At 59.6% G+C, this 20,577-nt stretch carries 18 protein-coding genes; 15 read left to right on the top strand and 3 right to left on the bottom strand.

Translation table 11 applies throughout. From position 1 onward, the window contains the following. Positions 1-124: 124 nt before the first annotated feature. The 9 genes from ACR0J8_RS09710 to ACR0J8_RS09750 all read left to right on the top strand — a co-directional run bounded on the left by ACR0J8_RS09710 (position 125) and on the right by ACR0J8_RS09750 (position 8,319). Positions 125-811: a haloacid dehalogenase type II gene (locus ACR0J8_RS09710; RefSeq protein ID WP_480524942.1), complete on the top strand. Its 687-nt coding sequence runs from the start codon at positions 125-127 to the stop codon at positions 809-811. Then, entirely contained in the window at positions 811-1,638 is an 828-nt protein-coding gene (locus ACR0J8_RS09715) for an alpha/beta fold hydrolase (protein WP_480524944.1), read from the top strand. The genes ACR0J8_RS09710 and ACR0J8_RS09715 overlap by 1 nt, the downstream gene beginning before the upstream one ends. Continuing rightward, positions 1,635-2,609 (top strand): threonine ammonia-lyase, encoded by a 975-nt coding sequence (locus tag ACR0J8_RS09720; RefSeq protein ID WP_480889884.1) that lies wholly within the window; start codon positions 1,635-1,637, stop codon positions 2,607-2,609. The genes ACR0J8_RS09715 and ACR0J8_RS09720 overlap by 4 nt, the downstream gene beginning before the upstream one ends. A 59-nt stretch (positions 2,610-2,668) precedes the next feature. After that, positions 2,669-3,457 carry a 3-oxoadipate enol-lactonase gene (pcaD, locus tag ACR0J8_RS09725; RefSeq protein ID WP_480524947.1) on the top strand — a complete coding sequence of 263 codons (789 nt, stop codon included), beginning with the start codon at positions 2,669-2,671 and terminating at the stop codon, positions 3,455-3,457. Between the two features lie 13 nt (positions 3,458-3,470). Beyond that, entirely contained in the window at positions 3,471-4,184 is a 714-nt protein-coding gene (locus tag ACR0J8_RS09730; protein ID WP_480524949.1) for an alpha/beta fold hydrolase, read from the top strand. Positions 4,185-4,280: 96 nt separating this feature from the next. Beyond that, on the top strand, positions 4,281-5,480 hold the full coding sequence (locus ACR0J8_RS09735; RefSeq protein ID WP_480524951.1) for a TCR/Tet family MFS transporter: 1,200 nt from the start codon (positions 4,281-4,283) through the stop codon (positions 5,478-5,480). Positions 5,481-5,561: 81 nt separating this feature from the next. After that, on the top strand, positions 5,562-6,656 hold the full coding sequence (locus ACR0J8_RS09740; protein WP_480524953.1) for a Zn-dependent alcohol dehydrogenase: 1,095 nt from the start codon (positions 5,562-5,564) through the stop codon (positions 6,654-6,656). A gap of 24 nt (positions 6,657-6,680) precedes the next feature. After that, on the top strand, positions 6,681-7,913 hold the full coding sequence (locus tag ACR0J8_RS09745; protein ID WP_480889889.1) for a mandelate racemase/muconate lactonizing enzyme family protein: 1,233 nt from the start codon (positions 6,681-6,683) through the stop codon (positions 7,911-7,913). A 112-nt stretch (positions 7,914-8,025) separates the two neighbouring features. After that, the gene (locus ACR0J8_RS09750) at positions 8,026-8,319 is read left to right on the top strand and encodes an ArsR/SmtB family transcription factor (RefSeq protein WP_480525030.1); all 294 of its coding nucleotides are present in this window, start codon (positions 8,026-8,028) and stop codon (positions 8,317-8,319) included. Here ACR0J8_RS09750 and ACR0J8_RS09755 read toward each other — a convergent pair. Continuing rightward, a complete protein-coding gene (locus tag ACR0J8_RS09755) occupies positions 8,316-11,312 on the bottom strand; it encodes a cyclic nucleotide-binding domain-containing protein (protein ID WP_480525031.1) in 2,997 nt (998 codons plus the stop codon). The genes ACR0J8_RS09750 and ACR0J8_RS09755 overlap by 4 nt on opposite strands. 214 nt (positions 11,313-11,526) lie before the next feature. Here ACR0J8_RS09755 and ACR0J8_RS09760 point away from each other — a divergent pair, with 214 nt between their 5' ends. Then, positions 11,527-11,916 (top strand): DUF3307 domain-containing protein, encoded by a 390-nt coding sequence (locus ACR0J8_RS09760; protein ID WP_480524956.1) that lies wholly within the window; start codon positions 11,527-11,529, stop codon positions 11,914-11,916. A gap of 10 nt (positions 11,917-11,926) precedes the next feature. Here the strand turns inward: ACR0J8_RS09760 and ACR0J8_RS09765 are convergent, their stop codons facing one another. After that, positions 11,927-12,556 carry a glutathione S-transferase family protein gene (locus tag ACR0J8_RS09765; RefSeq protein ID WP_480524958.1) on the bottom strand — a complete coding sequence of 210 codons (630 nt, stop codon included), beginning with the start codon at positions 12,554-12,556 and terminating at the stop codon, positions 11,927-11,929. Between the two features lie 24 nt (positions 12,557-12,580). Beyond that, complete coding sequence (locus tag ACR0J8_RS09770) at positions 12,581-13,078, bottom strand: class I SAM-dependent methyltransferase (RefSeq protein WP_480524960.1); 498 nt, start codon at positions 13,076-13,078, stop codon at positions 12,581-12,583. Positions 13,079-13,311: 233 nt separating this feature from the next. On the opposite strand from ACR0J8_RS09770, the gene ACR0J8_RS09775 reads away from it, so the two are divergent. The 5 genes from ACR0J8_RS09775 to ACR0J8_RS09795 are packed head-to-tail and all read left to right on the top strand — an operon-like array spanning position 13,312 to position 20,535. Continuing rightward, on the top strand, positions 13,312-15,084 hold the full coding sequence (locus ACR0J8_RS09775; protein ID WP_480524962.1) for an ABC transporter ATP-binding protein: 1,773 nt from the start codon (positions 13,312-13,314) through the stop codon (positions 15,082-15,084). Further along, on the top strand, positions 15,077-16,990 hold the full coding sequence (locus ACR0J8_RS09780) for an ABC transporter substrate-binding protein (protein WP_480524963.1): 1,914 nt from the start codon (positions 15,077-15,079) through the stop codon (positions 16,988-16,990). The genes ACR0J8_RS09775 and ACR0J8_RS09780 overlap by 8 nt, the downstream gene beginning before the upstream one ends. Before the next feature lie 13 nt (positions 16,991-17,003). Next, a complete protein-coding gene (locus ACR0J8_RS09785; protein ID WP_170613497.1) occupies positions 17,004-18,032 on the top strand; it encodes an ABC transporter permease in 1,029 nt (342 codons plus the stop codon). Beyond that, positions 18,029-19,183: an ABC transporter permease gene (locus ACR0J8_RS09790; RefSeq protein WP_170678343.1), complete on the top strand. Its 1,155-nt coding sequence runs from the start codon at positions 18,029-18,031 to the stop codon at positions 19,181-19,183. The genes ACR0J8_RS09785 and ACR0J8_RS09790 overlap by 4 nt, the downstream gene beginning before the upstream one ends. Then, positions 19,180-20,535, top strand: a complete 1,356-nt coding sequence (locus tag ACR0J8_RS09795; protein ID WP_480524967.1) for a CoA transferase — start codon at positions 19,180-19,182, stop codon at positions 20,533-20,535. The genes ACR0J8_RS09790 and ACR0J8_RS09795 overlap by 4 nt, the downstream gene beginning before the upstream one ends. Positions 20,536-20,577 lie beyond the last annotated feature (42 nt).

Raw genomic sequence — 20,577 nt, forward strand, 5'->3', positions numbered from 1 at the left:
TGAACTCCGACCGCGTAAGGAATGAACCGGTCAACCTAGGGTATGACACGATAATGTAAACCCTTGCCCCTTTAACCCACAAAACTCCTGTGCCAACCTGCCGCCGAATGGCAGTGAGGGTCCGATGGCAATTTCCACCTGTGTTTTTGATGCCTATGGTACGTTGTTCGATGTCACCGCCGCCGCAAGGCTGGCCGCAGGTGAACCGGAGTTCGAGGCGCTACAGCAGAAATGGCCCGAGCTGGCCAATTTCTGGCGCCTGAAACAACTGCAATATACCTGGTTGCGGGCGATAACAGGCGCGCATGCCGATTTTTGGGACGTGACGCAGGACGGGCTTGATTGGGCATTGGAAGCCACGGGGCTAGATGGCAATGCCGCCCTGCGACAGAGGCTACTAGATTTGTACTGGCAACTGCAGGCCTATCCGGAAGTGCCCGAGATGCTGAAGGCATTGAAAGCGGGTGGTTTACAGACCGCCATCCTGTCCAACGGATCTCCGCCGATGCTGGAAGGTGCCGTGCAGTCGGCCGGCGTTGGCGATCTGCTGGACGACGTTCTGTCGGTCGAAACTGTTGGTGTCTTCAAACCACATGCGAAAGTCTACGATCTTGTGCAGCAACGCTTTGGCTGTGAACGCGATCAGGTCCTGTTCGTCAGCTCCAATGGCTGGGACGCCGCCGGCGCCAGCGGATACGGGTTCGTGACTGCCTGGGTCAACCGTGCAGGCGAACCCCAGGACCGATTGCCGTGGGCTCCTGCTCATATTCTGTTCGACTTGACTTCGATCCCAAAGCTGGCCGGTCTTTGATGGCGTTTTTCACGACCTCGGACAACAAGCGCATTTACTATGAGGACAACGGCACAGGCGCTCAGGTCCTGTGTCTGGCCGGATTGACGCGCAATGGTCGGGATTTTTCTTTCCTTGCGCCCCATATGGCCGATTGCCGCATGATCACGATGGATTATCGCGGGCGCGGTCGTTCCGATCATGACCCGGACCACGCGAACTACAACATCCAGCGCGAGGCGCTGGACGCAATCGAATTGCTGGATCATCTGGCCCTCGACCGGGTGGTCATTCTGGGGACGTCCCGCGGCGGTTTGATCGCGATGGCGCTGGCAATCAGCCATCGCCACCTGCTGGCCGGCGTTATCCTGAACGATGTCGGCCCGGTCATTGAACCTGCAGGCATTGCCAAGATCATGGAATACGTTGGCAAACCGCCGGTTTCCAGAACACTGGATCAGGCGGCACGGCAACTGAAACAGGCTATGGACCCTCATTTCCCCAGTGTCCCTCTGAGCATCTGGCGACGGCAGGCCGAGTTTCAGTACGAAGATCAGGGCGGGCATCTGTCGTTGCGCTACGACCCCGCCTTGCGGACCGCGCTGATCGAACAGGCCGCTGCCGGGGTGGCGCCGGATTTGTGGCCGTTGTTCGAGGCCTTGCGCGATTTGCCGGTTGGTGTCATCCGTGGCGCAAACTCGGACATTCTGGGAAGGGAAACACTTACCCAAATGCAAACTCGTCACCCCGGGCTTATCGTGGCTGAGGTGCCGGATCGCGGGCATGTTCCCTTTCTGGACGAGCCCCCTTCGCTGACCGTCATTCGCAAAGTACTGGACGCCGCATGAGCACCATTGATCTGATCGAAGCCGCCGCCACCCGACTGCGGGGACATGTGCGGGAAACACCGATCCTGACCTCGCCCTTTCTGGACGAAATCGCAGGCCGGCGTGTGCTGGTGAAACCCGAATGCCTGCAACATACCGGCAGCTTCAAGTTTCGCGGCGCATGGTCGGCAATCTCGGCGCTGGAAGAAAGTGACCGGCAGCGCGGCGTCATCGCCTATTCCTCGGGCAACCATGCGCAGGGGGTTGCGCTGGCCGCGTCCCGGCACGGAATATCATCGGTCATCATCATGCCCTCAGGCGCGCCACGGCTGAAGATCGAAAACACCCGCGCATTGGGGGCCGAGGTTGTTCTCTACGACCGCACAACCGAAAGCCGCGAGGAGATCGGAGAAGGTCTGGCGCAGGAGCGTGGGTTGACGCTGATCCGGCCCTACGACGAACCGCAAGTAATCGCCGGACAGGGCACCACGGGGCTTGAGATTGCGCGTCAGGCGGCCGAAGCCGGGGTTGCCAATGCGGACGTTCTGGTGTGTTGCGGCGGCGGCGGCCTGTCATCGGGCATTGCCTTGGCTTTGGAAAAACACGCGCCTGACCTGCGGGTTCGCCCGTGCGAGCCGGAAGGCTTTGATGATGTCAAACGATCGTTGGAAAGCGGCCGCATCGAAAAGAACACGGCGGCAGCGGGCAATCTGTGCGATGCAATCCTGACCCCCCAACCCGGCCAGATCACCTTTCCGATCCTTCAGCGTTTGTGCGGTCCCGGGCTAGCGGTATCCGAGGAAGAAGCCCTGCGGGCAATGGCGCAGGCGTTTTTGCGCCTCAAGATCGCGCTGGAACCGGGCGGGGCCGTGTCGCTGGCGGCAGCCCTGTTCCGAAAGGACGAGATCCAGGGCGACGCGGTGATTGTGGTGGCATCCGGCGGAAATGCCGATCCGCAAGTTTTTGGCCAGGCGTTGGAATTCCTGACCTGACAGCGGGCGGCAATCCGTGCAAGTTGACCCCGAACTCTGAATCGACAGGGACCGAAATCATGCAAATCGCCGATCTTGGTGACGTGCAACTGCATTACCGCACGGACGGCAACCCGGACGGGGCACCAATCGTGTTTGCCAATTCCCTTGGGACCGATCTGCGCCTTTGGGACAGCGTCCTGCCGCATCTGCCGGATGGCCTGCGGATCATCCGTTTCGACAAGCGAGGTCACGGATTGTCTTCGCAGCCTCCCGGCCCGTATTCGATGGGCGCCTTGATAAGGGATACCGAGGCCCTTCTGGACCATATTGGTGTCCGGGATTGCGTATTCGTGGGCCTGTCCATCGGCGGTATGATCGCCCAAGGCCTGGCGGTCAAAAGGATGGATCAGGTCCGCGCGCTGGTTCTTTCAAACACCGCCGCCAAGATTGCGACCCCCGCCATCTGGCAGGGCCGCATGGCTGCGGTGCGAACTGGCGGAATCGAAGCGCTGGCCGATGCAACGATGGAACGGTGGTTTTCGAAGGCCTATCGCACATCGGCGGATCATCTGCTGTGGCGCAACATGATGGTTCGCCAACCGGTCGAAGGTTATCTGGGGTGCTGCGCCGCCATATCGGGCACCGATTTCTATACGCCGACCAGCGGATTGCGCCTGCCCACATTGGGCATCGCCGGCAGCGAGGACGGCTCGACCCCGCCCGACCTGGTCAGAGAAACAGTCAACCTGATCCCCGGCTCCCGGTTTGAACTGATGCGCAAGGCGGGACATCTGCCCTGTGTCGAACACCCCAAGCAATACGCCGCCTTGTTGCGACGCTTCCTGTCCGATGTCGGACATATCTGAAGGAGAGACGACTGTGGCGGATTTTTTGCTGATCCACGGGTCCTGTCATGGCGCATGGTGCTGGCGCGATCTAATACCCGCACTTGAACGTCTGGGGCATTCCGCCCATGCCATCGATCTGCCCAGCCACGGTTCCGACCCGACCCGCATCTGCGACGTTACGCTGGACGGGTGTCGGGACGCTGTTCTGGCGGCCACAACACCGGAAACACTCATCGTCGGGCATTCCTGGGGCGGATATCCGATCAGCGCCGCCGCCGAGGCTCAGCCAAACGCGATGCAGGGCCTGATCTATCTTTGCGCGTATGTGCCGCACGACGGTTTGTCGATGGTCGAGATGCGAAAACGCGCGCCCCGGCAACTGATTGTAGATGCCGTGGACAAATCTGCCGACGGCCTGTCCTACACCGTCCATCCCGACCGGGTGCAGGATCTGTTTTATCACGACTGCCCGACCGGCACGACCCAATATGCGCTGGCACGAATGTGCCCTCAGCCAATCCGGCCTCAGGACACCCCTTTGGCTCTGTCCGCAAGATACGCCGGCGTCAAAAAGGCATATATCCGTACAACCGACGATCATACGATACCGACCGAATACCAGGAAACGATGAGCCACTGCGCGCCGCCGAACCTGCGCCACACCATCGACAGTTCGCATTCACCGTTTTTCGCGCAGCCGGAAAAGCTGGCCAAACTGCTGAGCGAGATCGAGCATGGGCTCTGAACCCGGCTGACCGGACGTCACGACATGGTACAGGGATGTTCCCTTCCCTGCGGCCGGTCGCTAGGGTCCGCGCAGAAACCTCTGAAACCGGTAATCATGCGTCTGCCATTTCTGTTTGTTCTCAGCATCGTGATGATCGACGCCATGGGCATCGGTCTGGTGATGCCCATCATGCCCGAACTGATCCTCGAAGTTCAGGCAGGAACGCTGGCCAGTGCCGCGATCTGGGGCGGGATTCTCAGCACCGCATTCGCTGCAATGCAGTTTGTGTTCAGTCCAATTCTGGGAAATCTCTCTGATGCTTATGGTCGGCGCACGGTTCTTCTGGTGTCGCTGTTTGTCATGGCGCTGGACTACGTGGTCATGGCGGTTGCAGGTAGTATCTGGTTGCTTCTTGCCGGGCGCATCGTGGGCGGCATTACCGCCGCCACCCACGCAACCGCGGCAGCTTTCATGGCGGACGTGTCAAAGCCATACGAGAAAGCCGCCAATTTCGGACTGATCGGGGCGGCCTTTGGCGTTGGCTTCGTGCTTGGGCCGGTTCTGGGCGGTGTGCTGAGTGAATACGGAACCCGCGCGCCGTTCTGGGCGGCGGCGGGATTGTCTGCGCTGACCTTCGTCATCGGTCTGTTCGTGATGCCGGAAACGATCACGGACAAGACCCGGCGAGCATTCAGCTGGCGACGTGCCAATACCGCAAATTCTTTGCGCGCCATCGCCGGACTGCCGGGAATTCGACCCTTGTTGTGGGTCTATTTCCTGTATTCGGTGTCAATCTATGTCTACCCCGCAATCTGGTCGTATTTCACGACTGAGCGCTTTGGCTGGTCACCGCAGATGATCGGATTATCCCTTGGGGTCTACGGCATGGCCATGGCGGCCGTGCAGGGCGGTCTGATCCGCCCGGCCACGCGATATCTGGGCGAGCGGGCAACCATCATCTACGGCATGGGATTCGAGATAATCAGTTTCTTGCTGTTGGCGTTTCTGACCAACGGAACTGTCGCTCTGATCCTGATCCCGATCACGGCCTTTGGCGCCGTGATCACCCCGGCCCTGCAGGCCATGATGTCGCGGGCCACACCGGATTCCCAACAGGGCGAACTACAGGGCGTTCTGACCTCACTCCATGCTCTGTCGATGATTATCTCTCCGTTGCTGATGACCGGCGTATTCGCGCATTTCGTGCGACCGGACACAGCTATCTATTTGCCCGGTGCGCCGTTTCTTCTTGCCCTTGTGCTGATGATTGCAGGTTTCGTGCTGTTTTCCCGGGCGCGCCCGCTTGTGGCGTAACAACGACATCCCAATGACGGATTCCGCCTTGCAGCCTGCGCGCCATAACGCCACCGTGTGCGAAAGGGAGAGTTAACAACAATGCAAACCATCAAAGCCGCTGTATGCCATGCGTTCGGGGAACCGCTTGTTATTGAAGATGTCCGGATTTCGGCTCCGGGCAATGGCGAGGTCGAAGTGACCCTGCACGCCGTCGCGATCTGTCATTCCGACATAACCTACGCCAGTGGCGCCTGGGGCGGGTTTCTGCCTGCCGTTTACGGGCACGAGGCGGCTGGCATCATATCGGCGGTGGGCAAGGACGCAGGCGGGTTCCAGGTCGGCGACCCGGTCGTTGTCACACTGATCCGGGCCTGCGGGTCCTGCCCGTCCTGCGCAGGTGGCAAACCCACGATCTGTGAAACCCCTTACGACACGGTCAAGGGTCCGCTACGTACAGCCGATAACGGTCCGCTTGAACAGGCCATGGCCTGCGGCGCTTTTGCGGAAAAGGTGGTCGTCAGCCACAGGCAGATCGTCAAGATCCCGGAAACGCTGCCCAAGGACGTTGCCAGCCTGTTGTCCTGCGGCGTGATCACGGGCGTTGGCGCAGCCGTCAACGCGGCCGGTTTGCGCCCGGGTCAGGACGTAGTCGTGATCGGCGCCGGGGGCGTAGGCCTGAACGCGATACAGGGCGCACGGCTTGCCGGGGCGCGGCGCATCGTGGCTGTAGACATGACCGAAGAAAAACTGGAAATCGCCAAAGAGTTTGGCGCAACACATGGCGTGCTGGGCAGCCTGGACGAGCCGTGGAAGGCTGCATACAAGGCTTTGGGCGGGCGCGGGGCGGATGCTGTTCTGATTACCGTTGGCGCGATACCGGCCTATGATCAGGCCCCGCGTTACCTTGGGCGCGGCGGCAAGGCCGTCATGATCGGCATGCCGCATTCCGGCGATCAGTCTACCTACGAACCCGTCATCCTTGCCGCATTGGGACAGGGCCTGGTCGGATCGAAAATGGGCGACGTGGTCATTCAGCGCGATATCCCCTGGATGATCGACCTGTACGAACAGGGGCGGCTGAAACTGGATGAACTGATCTCGGGGCGCTGGACGCTGGATCAGATCAACGAGGCGATTGCCGACACGAAGACCGGCTCGGCCAAACGCAACGTCATTATCTTCGACCAGAACTAACGCGACCCGGCAGGAGGGCAGCTGATGAAACTGCAGGATCTCGACATTATTGTCACGGCCCCTCCGGCCCCCGGCTGGGGCGGGCGGTACTGGATACTGGTCAAGGTCACGACCGATACCGGGATCATCGGCTGGGGGGAATGCTACGCCTCGTCGGTTGGCCCGGAGGCCATGAAACATGTCATCCGGGACGTGTTCGAACGACATATGCTGGGCGAGAACCCGGAAAACATCGAGCTGATGTTCCGCCGCGCCTATTCAAGCGGCTTCACCCAGCGTCCGGACCTGACGGTCATGGGCGCGTTTTCCGGGCTTGAAATCGCGTGCTGGGACATTTTGGGCAAGGACCGGGGCCGCCCGGTTTACGCCCTGCTAGGCGGGCTGATGAATGAACGCATTCGCGCCTATACATATCTGTACCCCCTGCCCCGGCACAATCTGACCGATTTCTGGACGTCACCCGATCAGGCGGCGGAAAGCGCGACCGAAATGGTCCGGCGCGGCTTCACCGCGGTCAAGTTCGACCCGGCTGGTCCTTACACGATGCGCGGAGGCCATATGCCGGCGATGTCCGATATCTCGATGTCGGTGGCGTTCTGCAAAGCCATACGCGAGGCCGTCGGGGACAAGGCCGACCTGCTGTTCGGCACCCACGGCCAGTTCAACACGGCGGGGGCCATCCGACTGGGTCAGGCGCTCGAGCCGTACTCGCCGCTCTGGTTCGAAGAACCCACACCGCCGGACATGATCGAAGACATGGCGCGCGTTGCCCGCAATGTCCGCATTCCGGTGGCCACAGGCGAGCGAATGACCACAAAGGCCGAGTTCGGGGCGGTTTTGCGGGCTGGCGCGGCAGAAATCCTGCAACCCGCGCTGGGACGCGCAGGTGGGATATGGGAGATGAAGAAAGTCGCCGCCATGGCCGAGATCTTCAACGCACAGATGGCACCGCACCTATACGCGGGGCCTGTGGAATGGGCCGCGAATATCCATCTGGCCGCATCCATACCCAACTTGTTGCTGCTGGAAACCATTGAAACCCCGTTCCACAACCAGTTGATCAACGGCAGTTTGCAGGTGGACAATGGATTCGTGATCCCGCCCACTGCTGCCGGCCTCGGGATCGACGTCAATGAAGAACTGGCCCGCGCGCACCCCTATACCGGGGATGGCCTGCACCTGCAGATGCAGGAGGCACCTTGTGACTACGTCAACGGCAACGCCTTTCAGGGCGGCGCACCGGCTGTCGAGGGGTGACAATCACGACTGTAATCAGGCATAATGCTGACAATACAGACTAGTAGACAGGTCGCGCGTGACGTTCAAGGAAGTGCAGTCCCAACAACTGAGCCCTGAAAAACCTGCGGATATGAGCGAAAGCGCCGCTCGCGCGGCAGCATTTCTCAAGACGCTGGCCCATGAAGGCCGATTGATGATCCTGTGCCATCTGGGCGATGGCGAAAAATCCGTAGGGCAACTGGAGGAGCTGTTGCAGCTAAGGCAAGCGGCAGTCAGTCAGATGCTTGCCCGCTTGCGCGAGGAAAACCTGGTCTCGACCCGCCGGGATGGCAAGACAATCTACTACACGCTGAAAGACGGCAATACCGCACAGGTCATCACATTGCTCTATGACCTGTTCTGCAGCCCCGAGGGCGGCATCTAGTTCGAAACGTAACCGGCAATGACCTGCAACAGCTTGAACGCGGTTGCGGCATCGTTTTCGACGACGGCAAGGAATTCTTCTTCACCGATACGCAGGCAGGACAGGTCGGTTTCGGCAATCATGCTCAGCGCGCGCGGCTCTTTGCGGATCAGACCAAGCTCACCAACCAGCGCGCCGGGTCCGACCTTGGTGATCAGCTGATCCGGTTCGTCCTTTTGCGGCAGATACAAACCCGCCTCGCCCTCAAGAACAACGTATGCCCCATCCGTCGGCTGGTCGTCTTTCAGAAAGATTACCTCGCCTTTGGCGGCCTCGAACCAGCGCGCACCAAATGCCAGCAGGCGCAGTTGTCTGCGGTTCAGACCCGAGAACAATGGCGTCTGTTCCAATGCCCGCAGTTTGCGCGCAAGGTCGGCTGAGGCGGCGCTGTCTTCCTCCACGTCGATCGGTCCCTCCCCTGAAACGACACGACCTTGCCTGATTTCCACATGCATGTCGAATGCATCCGGATTCTGGAACTGATCGTTCAGGTATACAACCGTGGTGTCCGGCAGCAACTCGCGCAGGTTCTTGTAAACCGCCACTTTGGTTTTCATGTCATAACTGGCCAGCGCGTTCTCAAGGACCAGAACGTCCGGCTTCTTGATCGTTGCACGGGTAAAGGCCAATGGTTCGGCAAAAACCGCCGGAAGGTTTTGCCCGCCGAGGGCAACCGGAACGTTGTAGATCAGTTCGATCACCAGTGGGCGCGCGCCGTTTTCGGACAGCACATCGACAATCACCTTGCGCAACTCGTCGGACCGGGCCCCTCCAACCTGGCTGACCTTGCCAAAAAGGGCGTTCTCCATCACGGTCAGCCCCGGTGCAAACTCGCCCTCATCCAGCGGCACGAAGACGTCATGCAATGTCTCAAGCAGCTTGTCAGAGTGACTGTGACGCAACTCGAGAATCCGGTCCTTCAGTTCACTGGTAAAGGCCGGCCCGATCTGTTCGGCCGAGATCACCAATGGCACCGCCAGCAGGTTTGCCAACTGTTCATCGTTCAGCCCTGTCGCGCCTTCGTCCCGGGTGCGGTCGATCAGCTCGACTGCGGCCTCATAGGTCTGGGCTTCAAGGCCAAGTTTGCGGAACAGAGGGTGATCGGTTCCATCCAGCCCAAAGATCTGGCGCAGCATGTCGATCACGTCCCGGGTCAGACTGACCAGCGTTTCATCCAGCCCCAGTTCGCGCAATTGCCCAAGAAACACGGATTGGCGCGCCAGAAGATCCTGCGTGACCCGGACGCGCGGGGTGGCAAACAGCAGGTTTTCCGCCACGGGCAATGCCGGGTTATAGGTATCGCGACGGAAAATCAGCGCTTGCTGTTCCAGCCCATTCTGCTGAACAGCCTGCTGCACCACCGGGCGCAGTTCGACCAGTTTTGCCGCCAGCTCGGGGTGCTCGGCTGCATCGAATGTCTGCTCGCTACCCCGCTGGAACAGGGCCGCGCCCGAGCCCATCCCCTCGACCAGTTGCAGCCACCACGCACGCAGTGCCTGCGCATTGTCCAGACCGGCCAGTGACGGATCCAGCCAATCTGCCCGGAACGGGTCCGGGCTGTTTCCGGCACGCTGGGTTTCGGCGAATCCGGGATCGGCCGGCCCTTCCGACAATGGCTTGAACCGCATCGGCATCATGACGTTGTCGCCCAGCGTTCCCTGAAACATCACGGGCCGCGACGTGGCATACCCGATCCGAGCCGCCACAACCCCCTGATGCATTTCGGCCAGGTTCTGCCCCCCGATTTCAACGCGCCCGGCACTTGGCAGGATTTCCCGTGTCAGCAGTTCCGCCAATGCGCGCCGGTCTTCCTCGCTGGGGGCGGAAATACCAACCGTCTTTCCACCCGGAAACGTCAGGTTCAGATCGTCCAGCACCTGATTCCCATCCATATCGCGCACCGAGACATGGTTCAGGTGGATATCGCCGTTCAGATGCGGACGTGTTTCAGGTTCGCCATCGAATAGATTTTCATCCAGCATTCCCGAGGGCGCAAAGCGTTCGACCACCACGTCCCAGCGCAGGGACATGTCCTGTGTCTGGTTGTAATAGGTCAGAAGTTCCTTCCACGGGGAACTCAGGTCCTTGTAGGCAGCCAAGGCCGCGACCAGCGCCCCCAGCGAGACCGACCCCTGAAGCACCAGAAGCCCGCCAACCAGATAGAACATGAACGGCGTCAGCTGCGAGATGAAGTTGTTTATGAATTTCATAAAAAACTTCTTTTGGTAGATCTCTAACCGGATGCCGAACAGCCGCCCCAGCTGATCCGAGACCATCGCGCGACGATACCGCCAGCCGCCGTTTGACCGCAATGTCGATGCGCCCGCCGCGTTTTCACCAATCTGGGCCGCAAGCACGCGCACTTCCTGAATGCGTTTCTTGTTCAGCAGGTTGATCTGCTGCTGCAGGCGCGGGATAAGCCAGGCCTGCAAGGGGATCAGCGCCACTGCTGCCAATCCGAACCAGACGCTTTGCAGAAACAGGAACGACAGGATCGTGATCATCTGTCCGGCCTGCAACACCGGCTGGCTGATCGCATCGCCCATCAACCCGCCCATCGGCTCGCTTTCGGCTGTCACCATCGAGACCAGTTCACCCTGGCTGACCCGCTCGAAATAGGGTTGTGGAAAACGCAGCGCGCTGTTGATCAACTGATAGCGGAACCGGCGCAACATCCGTTCGCTAAGGATCCCCTTCATCGTGTTGATGCGCATCTTCATCAAACCATGCGCCAGAACCGAGGCCAGAAATGCAAAGCACAGGATGATCAGGAAATTGGTCTGCGTCAGACTGTAGCCCCAGACCTCGACCACGCTGCTGGTTGCGCCGATGGCGTCATTGATGATGCGCTTGGGCAGTTCCAGCGTCAGGTAAAGCAATGGAAACAGCGTCGCCGTCACGGCCAGCAGCACCAGCTGATCGCGTTTGGAGTACTTCCAAATAAACCGGAAAATCGTTCTTTCTATTGAACCCGCCCCTACTTCAGGTCATCGACCCGTACGTCATGGTAATCTTTAAATTCAGCAGTACGAATTTACCGCAATCCCAACAAAAGACGCAAATAGTTTCCAATTGATCGAAAATTCCCCCCTTGTGTGAACTAGTTCATTTGCGCGAGCCCAATTTAGCACCTAGAGTTTGAGACAGACTGATATGGGGAAGGCGATTTTGACTGCTACACTTGGCGCGGTGTTGCTGATGATCTGCTTATTGCAGGTCAAACATATGTTCGCGGATTTTTATCTCCAGACAGCAAAAATGCTGTCGGGCCGCGGGGAATATATGCATTTGGGACGCGCGCAGCATGCAGCGGTGCATGCGGCGGGTTCTGCTATTGTGTTTCTGCTGTTCGGGACCGCGATAGCTTTCATCCTTGTTATCGCCGTTCTGGAATGGTTCGTGCATTTCAACATAGACTTTGCCAAGGCCCTGTACTCGGACAAGCGGCAACTGCAACCCAATCAGGCGGCATTCTGGCGGGCTGCCGGGCTGGATCAGTTCATGCACAACCTGACTTACGTCGCCATGGTCTGGGCCTGGGTGGTCTACGCTTCCTGAAACCTTGGCTTCAAAGGTTGGCGCTGGGTCGTTCCTTGATCCCCTCGAACCATGCCAGCGTCGCCGTGTTTTCCTGAGGTATGCGCGTTCTGATGACACGCGCAAAATCGACAAAAACAAAAGCCGAAATATCCGCCAGTGAAAACTCTGCCCCGGCCAAGAATGCGCTGTTTCGCAAGCGCTGCTCCAGAAGATCGAAAAACCGTGCCACGCGGTCGGCGCCGCGCTGCGCCAGTTCGGGGATCTGCGCGTAATTGACCGGTCCCGGGATCGCCCGGTCCTGAAAGAAGGGATTGGTGTTTCGCAGCACTTCGGCAATCGGGGCGCCGCCCTGTTGCTCGACAATACTGTTCCACATCAGAACAAGGCCCTTTTCGTCCGGATCACGGCCCAACAAAGGCGGATTGGGAAAGCGCGCTTCAAGATAGGCAGCGATTCCAAGGTTTTCGGTCAGGACTGTGCCGTCATCCGTCACCAGAACCGGCACCGTTGCCCATGGATTTACCGCTTTGAAATCGTCGCTCAACTGCTCTCGATCAGCGATCGAGATGTGCCGGGTTTCAATATCAAGCCCTTTTTCAGCGATGAACATGCGGGACCGGCGCGGGTTGGGGGCGGTTGAGCAGTCATAAAACAGCATTGGCGATCTTTCCTGTGGCCCGGATCAGCGGCGATAAATGAAACAGCGGCCTTCCACAGCACCTGCCGGCAGCGGCACTTCAGTCAGGGCCTCGAAATACATACGGTCACTGGACACCATCAGTCCGCCCTCGGCCAGCAGCGGTTCGATCAGAGGCGATACAAATCGGGCGAACGCATCGTTCTTGGCCCTGTTATGCCCGCCCAGATCCGCATGTATCAAGCTGGCCGATGCGCCAAAACGGTCGACCGACGCGGGCAGAGTTTCCCGCACGTCGCCAAGGATCACCCGATCGTCGAGCGGCGTGGACTCCGGGTGCGACGCAACCGCCCGTTCAAAAACATAAACCGGGCGATCCTGAATACGACCGATCATGTGATGATAGGTTCGCCCGTTGCCCAGCCCGAGCTCAAACACGGGACCCGGCATGCCGCGGGTTTGCGCAATGGCAAAATCCAGGCAGGCACGCTGTGACACCATGCGGTCGATGAACAGATCCAGACGGCTTTGATTGTCGGACACGGGGCAAATCTCTCCTTGATGGCAGTCGACAGACAAGATGTGGCCGACACTGCCCTAGATGACAAGAACTCAAGACCTTGTGTAGATAAATTGCCCCCGGTTTCACGTTTCCGCGACGTTTGGGCCCAAGAACGGTTTGACTATGCGGCACTAACCGCGCGAAACTGAGCCAAAAAACACAGGGAGTTGAACAAGCCGATGCCGACCTACGGTCAAACAGGTGGTAAACCTGCATGAATGCGTTGTTGTCTGTCCAAGACCTCAGCATTGGCTTTGGCAGTGCGGAATCTGTTGTCAAAGGCGTGAATTTTGACGTCGAGGCGGGGCAAACGCTTGCTTTGGTCGGAGAATCCGGATCGGGCAAAACCATTTCCTGCCGGGCAGCGTTGCGCATTCTGCCGCGCACGGCCCAGATCCGCAGCGGAACAATTACCTTGAATGATTCCAAGGGTCTGGTGGAACTGACCCGAATCAACGAACGCCAGATGCGCGATATTCGCGGCAATCGCGTTTCGATGATTTTTCAGGAGCCGATGCGATCCCTCTCTCCATTGCACAAGATCGGCAATCAGGTCAGCGAGGTTCTCTGGCTGCATCGTGGCGCGTCCGAGGCGCAGGCTCGCAAAGAGGTTCTGACCCAGTTCGAGCGCGTCGGGTTCCCCGACCCTCAGCGGGCGTATGATTCTTACCCTTTTGAATTGTCCGGCGGCATGCGGCAGCGGGCGATGATCGCCATGGCGATGGTCTCGAAACCCGAGCTGCTGATCGCAGATGAACCGACCACCGCGCTGGACGTGACGACGCAGGCGCAGGTTCTGGGGCTGATCAAGGACCTACAAAAAGAAACCGGTATGGCGCTGATCCTGGTCACGCATGACTTGGGCGTTGTCGCCAACATGGCCGAGCAGGTTGTCGTCATGCACAAGGGTCGCGTGATGGAGGCCGGTCCGGCCGAGCCGATGCTGAATGCGCCCGCGCACCCATACACGCGGCAACTGTTTGATGCCGCACCGGAAATCCCGGACAAGGATGCCGTCGGCCTGCCGATGCCGCAGGATGATCTGATCCTGCAGATGAAGGACGTCAGCAAGACCTACACCATGCGTTCAAGCAAGGGTTGGCAGGACGACAAGAAAATCTTCGCCTGTCAGGGTGTCGATCTGCAGCTGGCCCGGGGCAAAACACTGGCCGTTGTAGGCGAAAGCGGGTCTGGCAAGACCACCGCCGCCCGCATCGCCTTGGGAGCCGAGCTACCTGATCCGGGCGGCGAAGTGCTGTTCCGAACTTCCGCAGATGCCGATCCGATCACCGTCCACAAGATGACACGCGCCCAGCGCACCGCGTTTCAACGCAATGCGCAGATGGTGTTTCAGGATCCCTACAGTTCGCTTAGCCCGCGCATGCGCATTCAGGACGCCATGACCGAGCCGTTGGAAATCCACCGCATCGGGTCTGTTTCCGAACAGCGGGACAAGGCGGCCGAGATGCTGAAACGGGTGGGCTTGAATGCGGACATGCTCAAACGCTACCCGCATGCGTTTTCCGGTGGCCAGCGCCAGCGCCTGTCGATTGCCCGCGCCATGATGCTGGACCCGTTGCTGATCGTCTGTGACGAGCCGACCTCGGCACTGGACGTGTCGGTGCAGGAACAGATCCTGACATTGCTGGAGAATCTACAGGACAGTCTGAACCTGTCCTATTTCTTCATCTCCCACGACCTTGCCGTCGTGGCACGCATCGCTGATGAGGTCGCCGTGATGCGACGGGGACTGATCGTCGAACAAGCCCCGCCTGAGACCCTGTTTTACAATCCCCGCCACCCTTACACCAAAGCGCTGATTGCCGCTCAACCGGAACCTGACATCAACCGTCCCATCGACCTGAAACTGGTCGCTTTGGGCGCGGGGGCACCGAGCAGCTGGGAAGAAGCCTTTCGTTTCTCTGACACCGTGGTACCCTCATTGATAGAGCTGGAGCCCGGCCATAAGGTACGTTGCCATGTTTAAAACCACTCGTCCCCTGTTTCTGGCCGCGTCGCTGGCCCTGACCTGGATGCTGCCCGCCACGGCAGAGACCGTTCCGACACCACAGGAAAGCGAATTCTGGGCCACTGAAGTCAACGCAGGCAACCTGCCCCCGGTTCAGGAGCGTTTGCCAAAGGACCCCCTGATCGTTGATCTGGCCGCAAAGGGGCGTGAATTCGGCACGCCCGGCGGAACTTTGCGCACGATGGTGACGCGATCCAAGGACATCCGCCAGATGGTCGTCTATGGGTATGCCCGCCTGGTCGGTTTCGACCAGAATTATGAAATTGTCCCGGACCTGCTGGCCTCATTCGACAACGAAGACAACCGCAAGTTCACGCTGCATCTGCGCGAAGGGCACAAATGGTCCGACGGCTCTCCCTTCACCTCGGAAGATTTTCGCTACTGGTGGGAGGATGTGGCCAACAATGAACTCCTCAGCCCCTCCGGTCCGCCGGATTTCCTGCAAGTCGAAGGCAAGTTGCCGACCGTGACTTTCCCGGACGAGCAGACAATCATGTACGAATGGGACGATCCGAACCCGAATTTCCTTCAATCTTTGGCGCAGGCCCGCCCCCCCTTCATTTACCGCCCGTCCGCCTTCCTCAAGCAATACCATGAGAAGTTTGCAGACGCCGAAGATCTGGCCTTTCAGGTTGACGATGCAAGGGTCAAAAGCTGGGCCGCGCTGCACAACAAGCTGGATAACCTCTATAAATTCGACAATCACGAACTGCCTACCCTGCAGCCCTGGCTGAATGCAAGCTCTGGCAAGAAGATCCGGCACAACTTTGTCCGAAACCCTTACTATCACCGCATCGACTCCAAGGGTGTGCAACTGCCCTATATCGATGTGGTCGAGATGGAGATCGTCGCCCCCGGCCTTGTTGCAGCCAAGACCAACGCGGGTGAGACCGATTTGCAGGGGCGCGGGCTGGCTTTCCGTGACGCATCAATCCTGAAAAAGGGTGAGGAGAAGGGAAACTACAAGACACTGCTTTGGAAAACCGGGGTGGCGTCACAGATCGCAATCTACCCGAACCTGAATTACTCGGATGATGGCTGGCGCGAAGTGTTGCGCGATGTGCGCGTGCGCCGCGCCCTTTCACTCGCAATTGACCGCCAGACGATCAACCAGGCGCTTTACTTCAAACTGGCCCAGCCCGGTGCGATGTCGGTGCTGCCTGCCTCACCTTTCTACAACGAAGAAAACGCACAGGCTTGGGCGCAATTCGACATCGAACAGGCCAATGCTCTGCTGGATGAGGCCGGGCTGGACAAACGAGATAACAATGGCATCCGCTTGCTGCCCGATGGCCGACCGATGGAGCTGGTGATCGAAACCGCCGGCGAACGTCAAGAGGTTGAAAACGCATTGCAGATCGTCACCGACACCTGGCGCGAGGTTGGCGTCAAGCTGGTCATGCGTCCGCTGGACCGGGACATCCTGCGCAACCGCGTCTTCTCGGGTAATACGATGGCATCCGTCTGGTTTGGCTGGGATGACGGTATCCCGCAAAATCACACTTCCCCCGCCTATCTGGCCCCGACCGATCAGGTGTTTCTGGCGTGGCCGAAATGGGGGCAGTATCATCAGACAGGTGGCGAAGCGGGCGAGTCACCAGACATGCCTGAGGCAGAGCGGTTGATGGAACTGGCCCACAAATGGGAAATCGCCACAACCGACGAAGAGCGTCAGGCCGTCTGGACCGAAATGCTGAAAATTCATGCTGACCAGCTTTACGCCATCGGTATACTGAACGGCGCACCGCAACCGATCGTGGTTTCGAACCGTCTGCGCAATGTACCTCAGCAAGCCATGTGGGCGTGGGAACCCGGTGCGCATTTCGGCGTCCACCGGCCAGACGAGTTCTTTTTCGCCGACTGACAGGAGCAGCTAAATGATCATGCTGCGCTACGCGGTGTACCGCTTTTTCACGATGCTGCTGACACTGCTGGTGGTGTCGGTTCTGATCTTCGTGATCATCAACCTGCCGCCCGGCGACTATCTCAGCAACCAGATTGCCGAATTGCAGGCCTCGGGTCAGTCGGCCGGCGTGGCCAAGGCCGAGTTTCTGCGCAAGGAATACGCGCTGGACCGGTCGATGCCGGAGCAATACCTGATCTGGATGGGATTCTGGCCCGGTCCCCACGGGTTCGAAGGATTGTTGCAGGGCAATTACGGCTGGTCCTTTGAATTCGACCGCCCCGTGTCCGAAATCGTGGGTGACACGCTGTGGCTGACGGTCGTGGTCAACCTGGCCGCGATCCTTTTCGTCTATGCAGTGGCCCTGCCGCTGGGTGTTTTGGCTGCTGCAAAGTCACGAACCTGGATCGACTACACCTCGGCCTTTGTTGGCTATCTTGGTCTCGCCACGCCAAACTTTCTTCTGGCGCTGATCCTGTTCTATTACGGCCACCGCTATTTCAACCTGCCCATCGGCGGGCTGATGGACCCATCCTTCGAAGGCCAGCCGATGAGTTGGGACAAGCTGAAGTCCATTCTTGTCCACCTGATTGTTCCGACCTTTGTCATCGGCACCTCCGGGGCATCCGCAATGATGCAGCGTTTGCGGGCCAATATGCTGGACGAGTTGGGCAAGCCTTATGTCGAAACCGCCATCGCCAAGGGCATGGCCCCGTCGCGGATGCTGACGAAATACCCATTGCGCGTTGCCTTCAACCCGTTTGTGGCGGACATCGGCAACCTGCTGCCCTCGATGGTATCGGGATCGGTACTTGTGTCGGTCGTTCTGGGTCTGCAAACCATTGGCCCGACCCTGCTGACCGCGCTTAAGACACAGGATCAGTTCCTGTCGGCCTTCATCCTGATGTTCGTCGCCCTGCTGACCCTGATCGGGACGATGATCTCCGACATCCTGCTGGTCATGCTGGACCCGCGCATCCGATACGAGGGCCGTGAAGCATGAGCAAACTTCCCGACGGCCGCTATGTCGACGACGCCCCGTTCGATCCCGAAGCCTCGATCCAACAACTCGAACGCGCGGATCTGGACGCACCGAACTGGGTTCTGGTCTGGCGCAAGTTCCGGACCCATAAGCTGGGCCTGATTTCGGGTATCTTCCTGCTGCTATGCTATCTGATGCTGCCCTTCGCCGGGTTCATTGCGCCTTACGGGCCGAACGACCGCAATGGTGAACACCTCTATGCCCCGCCCCAAAGCGTCAACTGGTTCCACGAAGGTGAATTTGTCGGGCCTTACGTCTATCCCATCATAGCCGAAGCTGATCTTGAGACCTTTCAGTGGAAATTCGTCCCCGACACCGAAGACCCACGCCCGATCCGGTTCTTCTGTGAAGGGTCCGAATACAAGCTGGCAGGACTGATCAAAACAAACAGGCACCTGTTCTGCGCCCCCGAGGGCGCCACGCTGTTCCTTTGGGGCTCGGATCGGCTGGGCCGGGACGTGTTCAGCCGCATCCTTTACGGCGCGCAACTGTCGCTGACCGTGGGCCTCATCGGTATTTCGGTGTCGTTCTTTCTGGGTATCCTGTTCGGGTCGATGGCGGGGTATTTCGGCGGCAGGATCGACTGGACCATCAACCGGGTGATCGAAATCCTGCGCTCGCTGCCGGAACTGCCTCTGTGGCTGGCCTTGTCCGCTGCGGTCCCGTCGAACTGGAGCCCGGTGGCGGTGTTCTTCATCATCTCGATCATTCTCGGCATTCTCGACTGGCCCGGCCTCGCCCGATCCGTTCGCGCCAAGTTCCTGTCCCTGCGCGAAGAGGAATACGTACGCGCGGCGGAAATGATGGGCGCGAGCTCGGGGCGGGTGATCCGCAAGCACCTGTTGCCGAACTTCATGTCACATCTGATCGCCTCAGCCACACTGTCGATCCCGGCAATGATCCTCGGGGAAACGGCGCTCAGTTTCCTCGGCCTTGGCCTGCGGGCACCGGCGGTCAGCTGGGGCGTGATGCTCAACGACGCACAGAACCTCGCTTCGATCGAGATCTACCCATGGACCGCCATCCCGATGTTGCCGATCATCGTCGTCGTGCTGGCCTTCAACTTCCTTGGCGACGGGCTGCGCGACAGTCTGGACCCCTATCAGCAATGAGCCTGCTGTCGTCCCTTCCCGCCGCAGACAGCTATCGGACTACCGGGAACGGCGCACTTTCAAGCGTGTTTGCGGTGTCAGAGCTGGCCACGGCCAGCTTTGCCGCCGTCGGGCAAGAGCTTGCTTCATTGACTTCAGCCCTGAACCTGTCCGCGAAGCTACCGGAAATCACCGTCGATCACCGCCTGGCATCGCTCTGGTTCGGGTTTTCGTTCAAACCCGATGGCTGGCAGATGCCGGACCTGTGGGATGCGGTTGCCGGCAACTACAGGGCATCGGACGGTTGGATCCGGTTGCACACCAACCTGCCGCATCACCGCAGCGCGGCCCTCAAGGTTCTGGATACACCCGCAGATCGGGACGCCGTATCCCAGGCGGTCAGGCAGTGGGCGATTTCGGAACTTGAAAGCGCGATTATCGCCGAAGGCGGTGTTGCGGCCGCCATGCGCAGCCGGGTGGAATGGCTTGAACATCCTCAGGGCCGTGCCGTGTCGCGCGACCCGCTGATTACCTGGGAAAACCCGCGAATGGTCACCCTGCGCGACCGGCCAAATGCCACAGCAGAACGGCCGCTGGCTGGCTTGCGGGTCCTTGATCTGACCCGCGTTCTGGCTGGCCCGGTTTCCACACGAACCCTCGCCGGATTCGGCGCTGAAGTGCTGCGGATCGATCCCCCCGGCTGGGACGAACCCGGTGTCATTCCCGACATCTCGCTGGGCAAACGATGCACCTATCTGAACTTGAAATCTCCTGCCGGGGTTCAAAAGTTGCATGACCTGCTGGCCGAGGCGGACGTCTTTGTTCACGGCTATCGTCCCGGCGCACTGGACGCGCTTGGATTGACCAAAACCAAACGGGATGAACTGGCCCCGAACCGGGTTGAGGTGACACTGGACGCCTATGGGTGGCAAGGCCCCTGGTCGACCCGACGCGGGTTTGACAGCCTTGTCCAGATGAGCGCCGGGATCGCCGACGCCGGGCGCATCTGGGCGCAGGCGGACAAGCCTACCCCCCTGCCCGTGCAGGCGCTGGATCACGCCACCGGTTACCTGATGGCCGCATCAATCCTGTCGGCACTTGCGCAGGCCGCGCGGGGGAACCCGGTGATGCACGCCAAACTGTCACTTGCACGCACCGCAGAGTTGCTGGTGGCACTCAGCAAATCCGACCCCGAGGTTGAGATGCAGGGTGCCACCCCGCAGGACTATGCCCAGGCTACCGAGGTTTCGGGCTGGGGACCAGGCCACCGACTGAAACCCGCGCTGAGCGTCGGGACGGCCAGGATGCACTGGCCGCTACCCGCATCAAGGCTTGGCACCTCCCCGCCACAGTGGGCTGGTCTGTCTGCCTGACGCTTTTTCGACAGACCCTCGCTCGCAAAAATCCCAACCGCT

The sequence above is a fragment of the Ruegeria sp. N11 genome, assembly GCF_056531525.1.

Excerpts from the sequence above, each read along its gene's own strand:
- ACR0J8_RS09710 (WP_480524942.1), top strand. The coding sequence starts at position 125 with ATGGCAATTTCCACCTGTGTTTTTGATGCCTATGGTACGTTGTTCGAT.
- ACR0J8_RS09715 (WP_480524944.1), top strand. The coding sequence starts at position 811 with ATGGCGTTTTTCACGACCTCGGACAACAAGCGCATTTACTATGAGGAC.
- ACR0J8_RS09720 (WP_480889884.1), top strand. The coding sequence starts at position 1,635 with ATGAGCACCATTGATCTGATCGAAGCCGCCGCCACCCGACTGCGGGGA.
- pcaD (WP_480524947.1), top strand. The coding sequence starts at position 2,669 with ATGCAAATCGCCGATCTTGGTGACGTGCAACTGCATTACCGCACGGAC.
- ACR0J8_RS09735 (WP_480524951.1), top strand. The coding sequence starts at position 4,281 with ATGCGTCTGCCATTTCTGTTTGTTCTCAGCATCGTGATGATCGACGCC.
- ACR0J8_RS09740 (WP_480524953.1), top strand. The coding sequence starts at position 5,562 with ATGCAAACCATCAAAGCCGCTGTATGCCATGCGTTCGGGGAACCGCTT.
- ACR0J8_RS09745 (WP_480889889.1), top strand. The coding sequence starts at position 6,681 with ATGAAACTGCAGGATCTCGACATTATTGTCACGGCCCCTCCGGCCCCC.
- ACR0J8_RS09750 (WP_480525030.1), top strand. The coding sequence starts at position 8,026 with ATGAGCGAAAGCGCCGCTCGCGCGGCAGCATTTCTCAAGACGCTGGCC.
- ACR0J8_RS09765 (WP_480524958.1), bottom strand. The coding sequence starts at position 12,556 with ATGCTGTTTTATGACTGCTCAACCGCCCCCAACCCGCGCCGGTCCCGC.
- ACR0J8_RS09775 (WP_480524962.1), top strand. The coding sequence starts at position 13,312 with ATGAATGCGTTGTTGTCTGTCCAAGACCTCAGCATTGGCTTTGGCAGT.
- ACR0J8_RS09780 (WP_480524963.1), top strand. The coding sequence starts at position 15,077 with ATGTTTAAAACCACTCGTCCCCTGTTTCTGGCCGCGTCGCTGGCCCTG.
- ACR0J8_RS09785 (WP_170613497.1), top strand. The coding sequence starts at position 17,004 with ATGATCATGCTGCGCTACGCGGTGTACCGCTTTTTCACGATGCTGCTG.
- ACR0J8_RS09790 (WP_170678343.1), top strand. The coding sequence starts at position 18,029 with ATGAGCAAACTTCCCGACGGCCGCTATGTCGACGACGCCCCGTTCGAT.
- ACR0J8_RS09795 (WP_480524967.1), top strand. The coding sequence starts at position 19,180 with ATGAGCCTGCTGTCGTCCCTTCCCGCCGCAGACAGCTATCGGACTACC.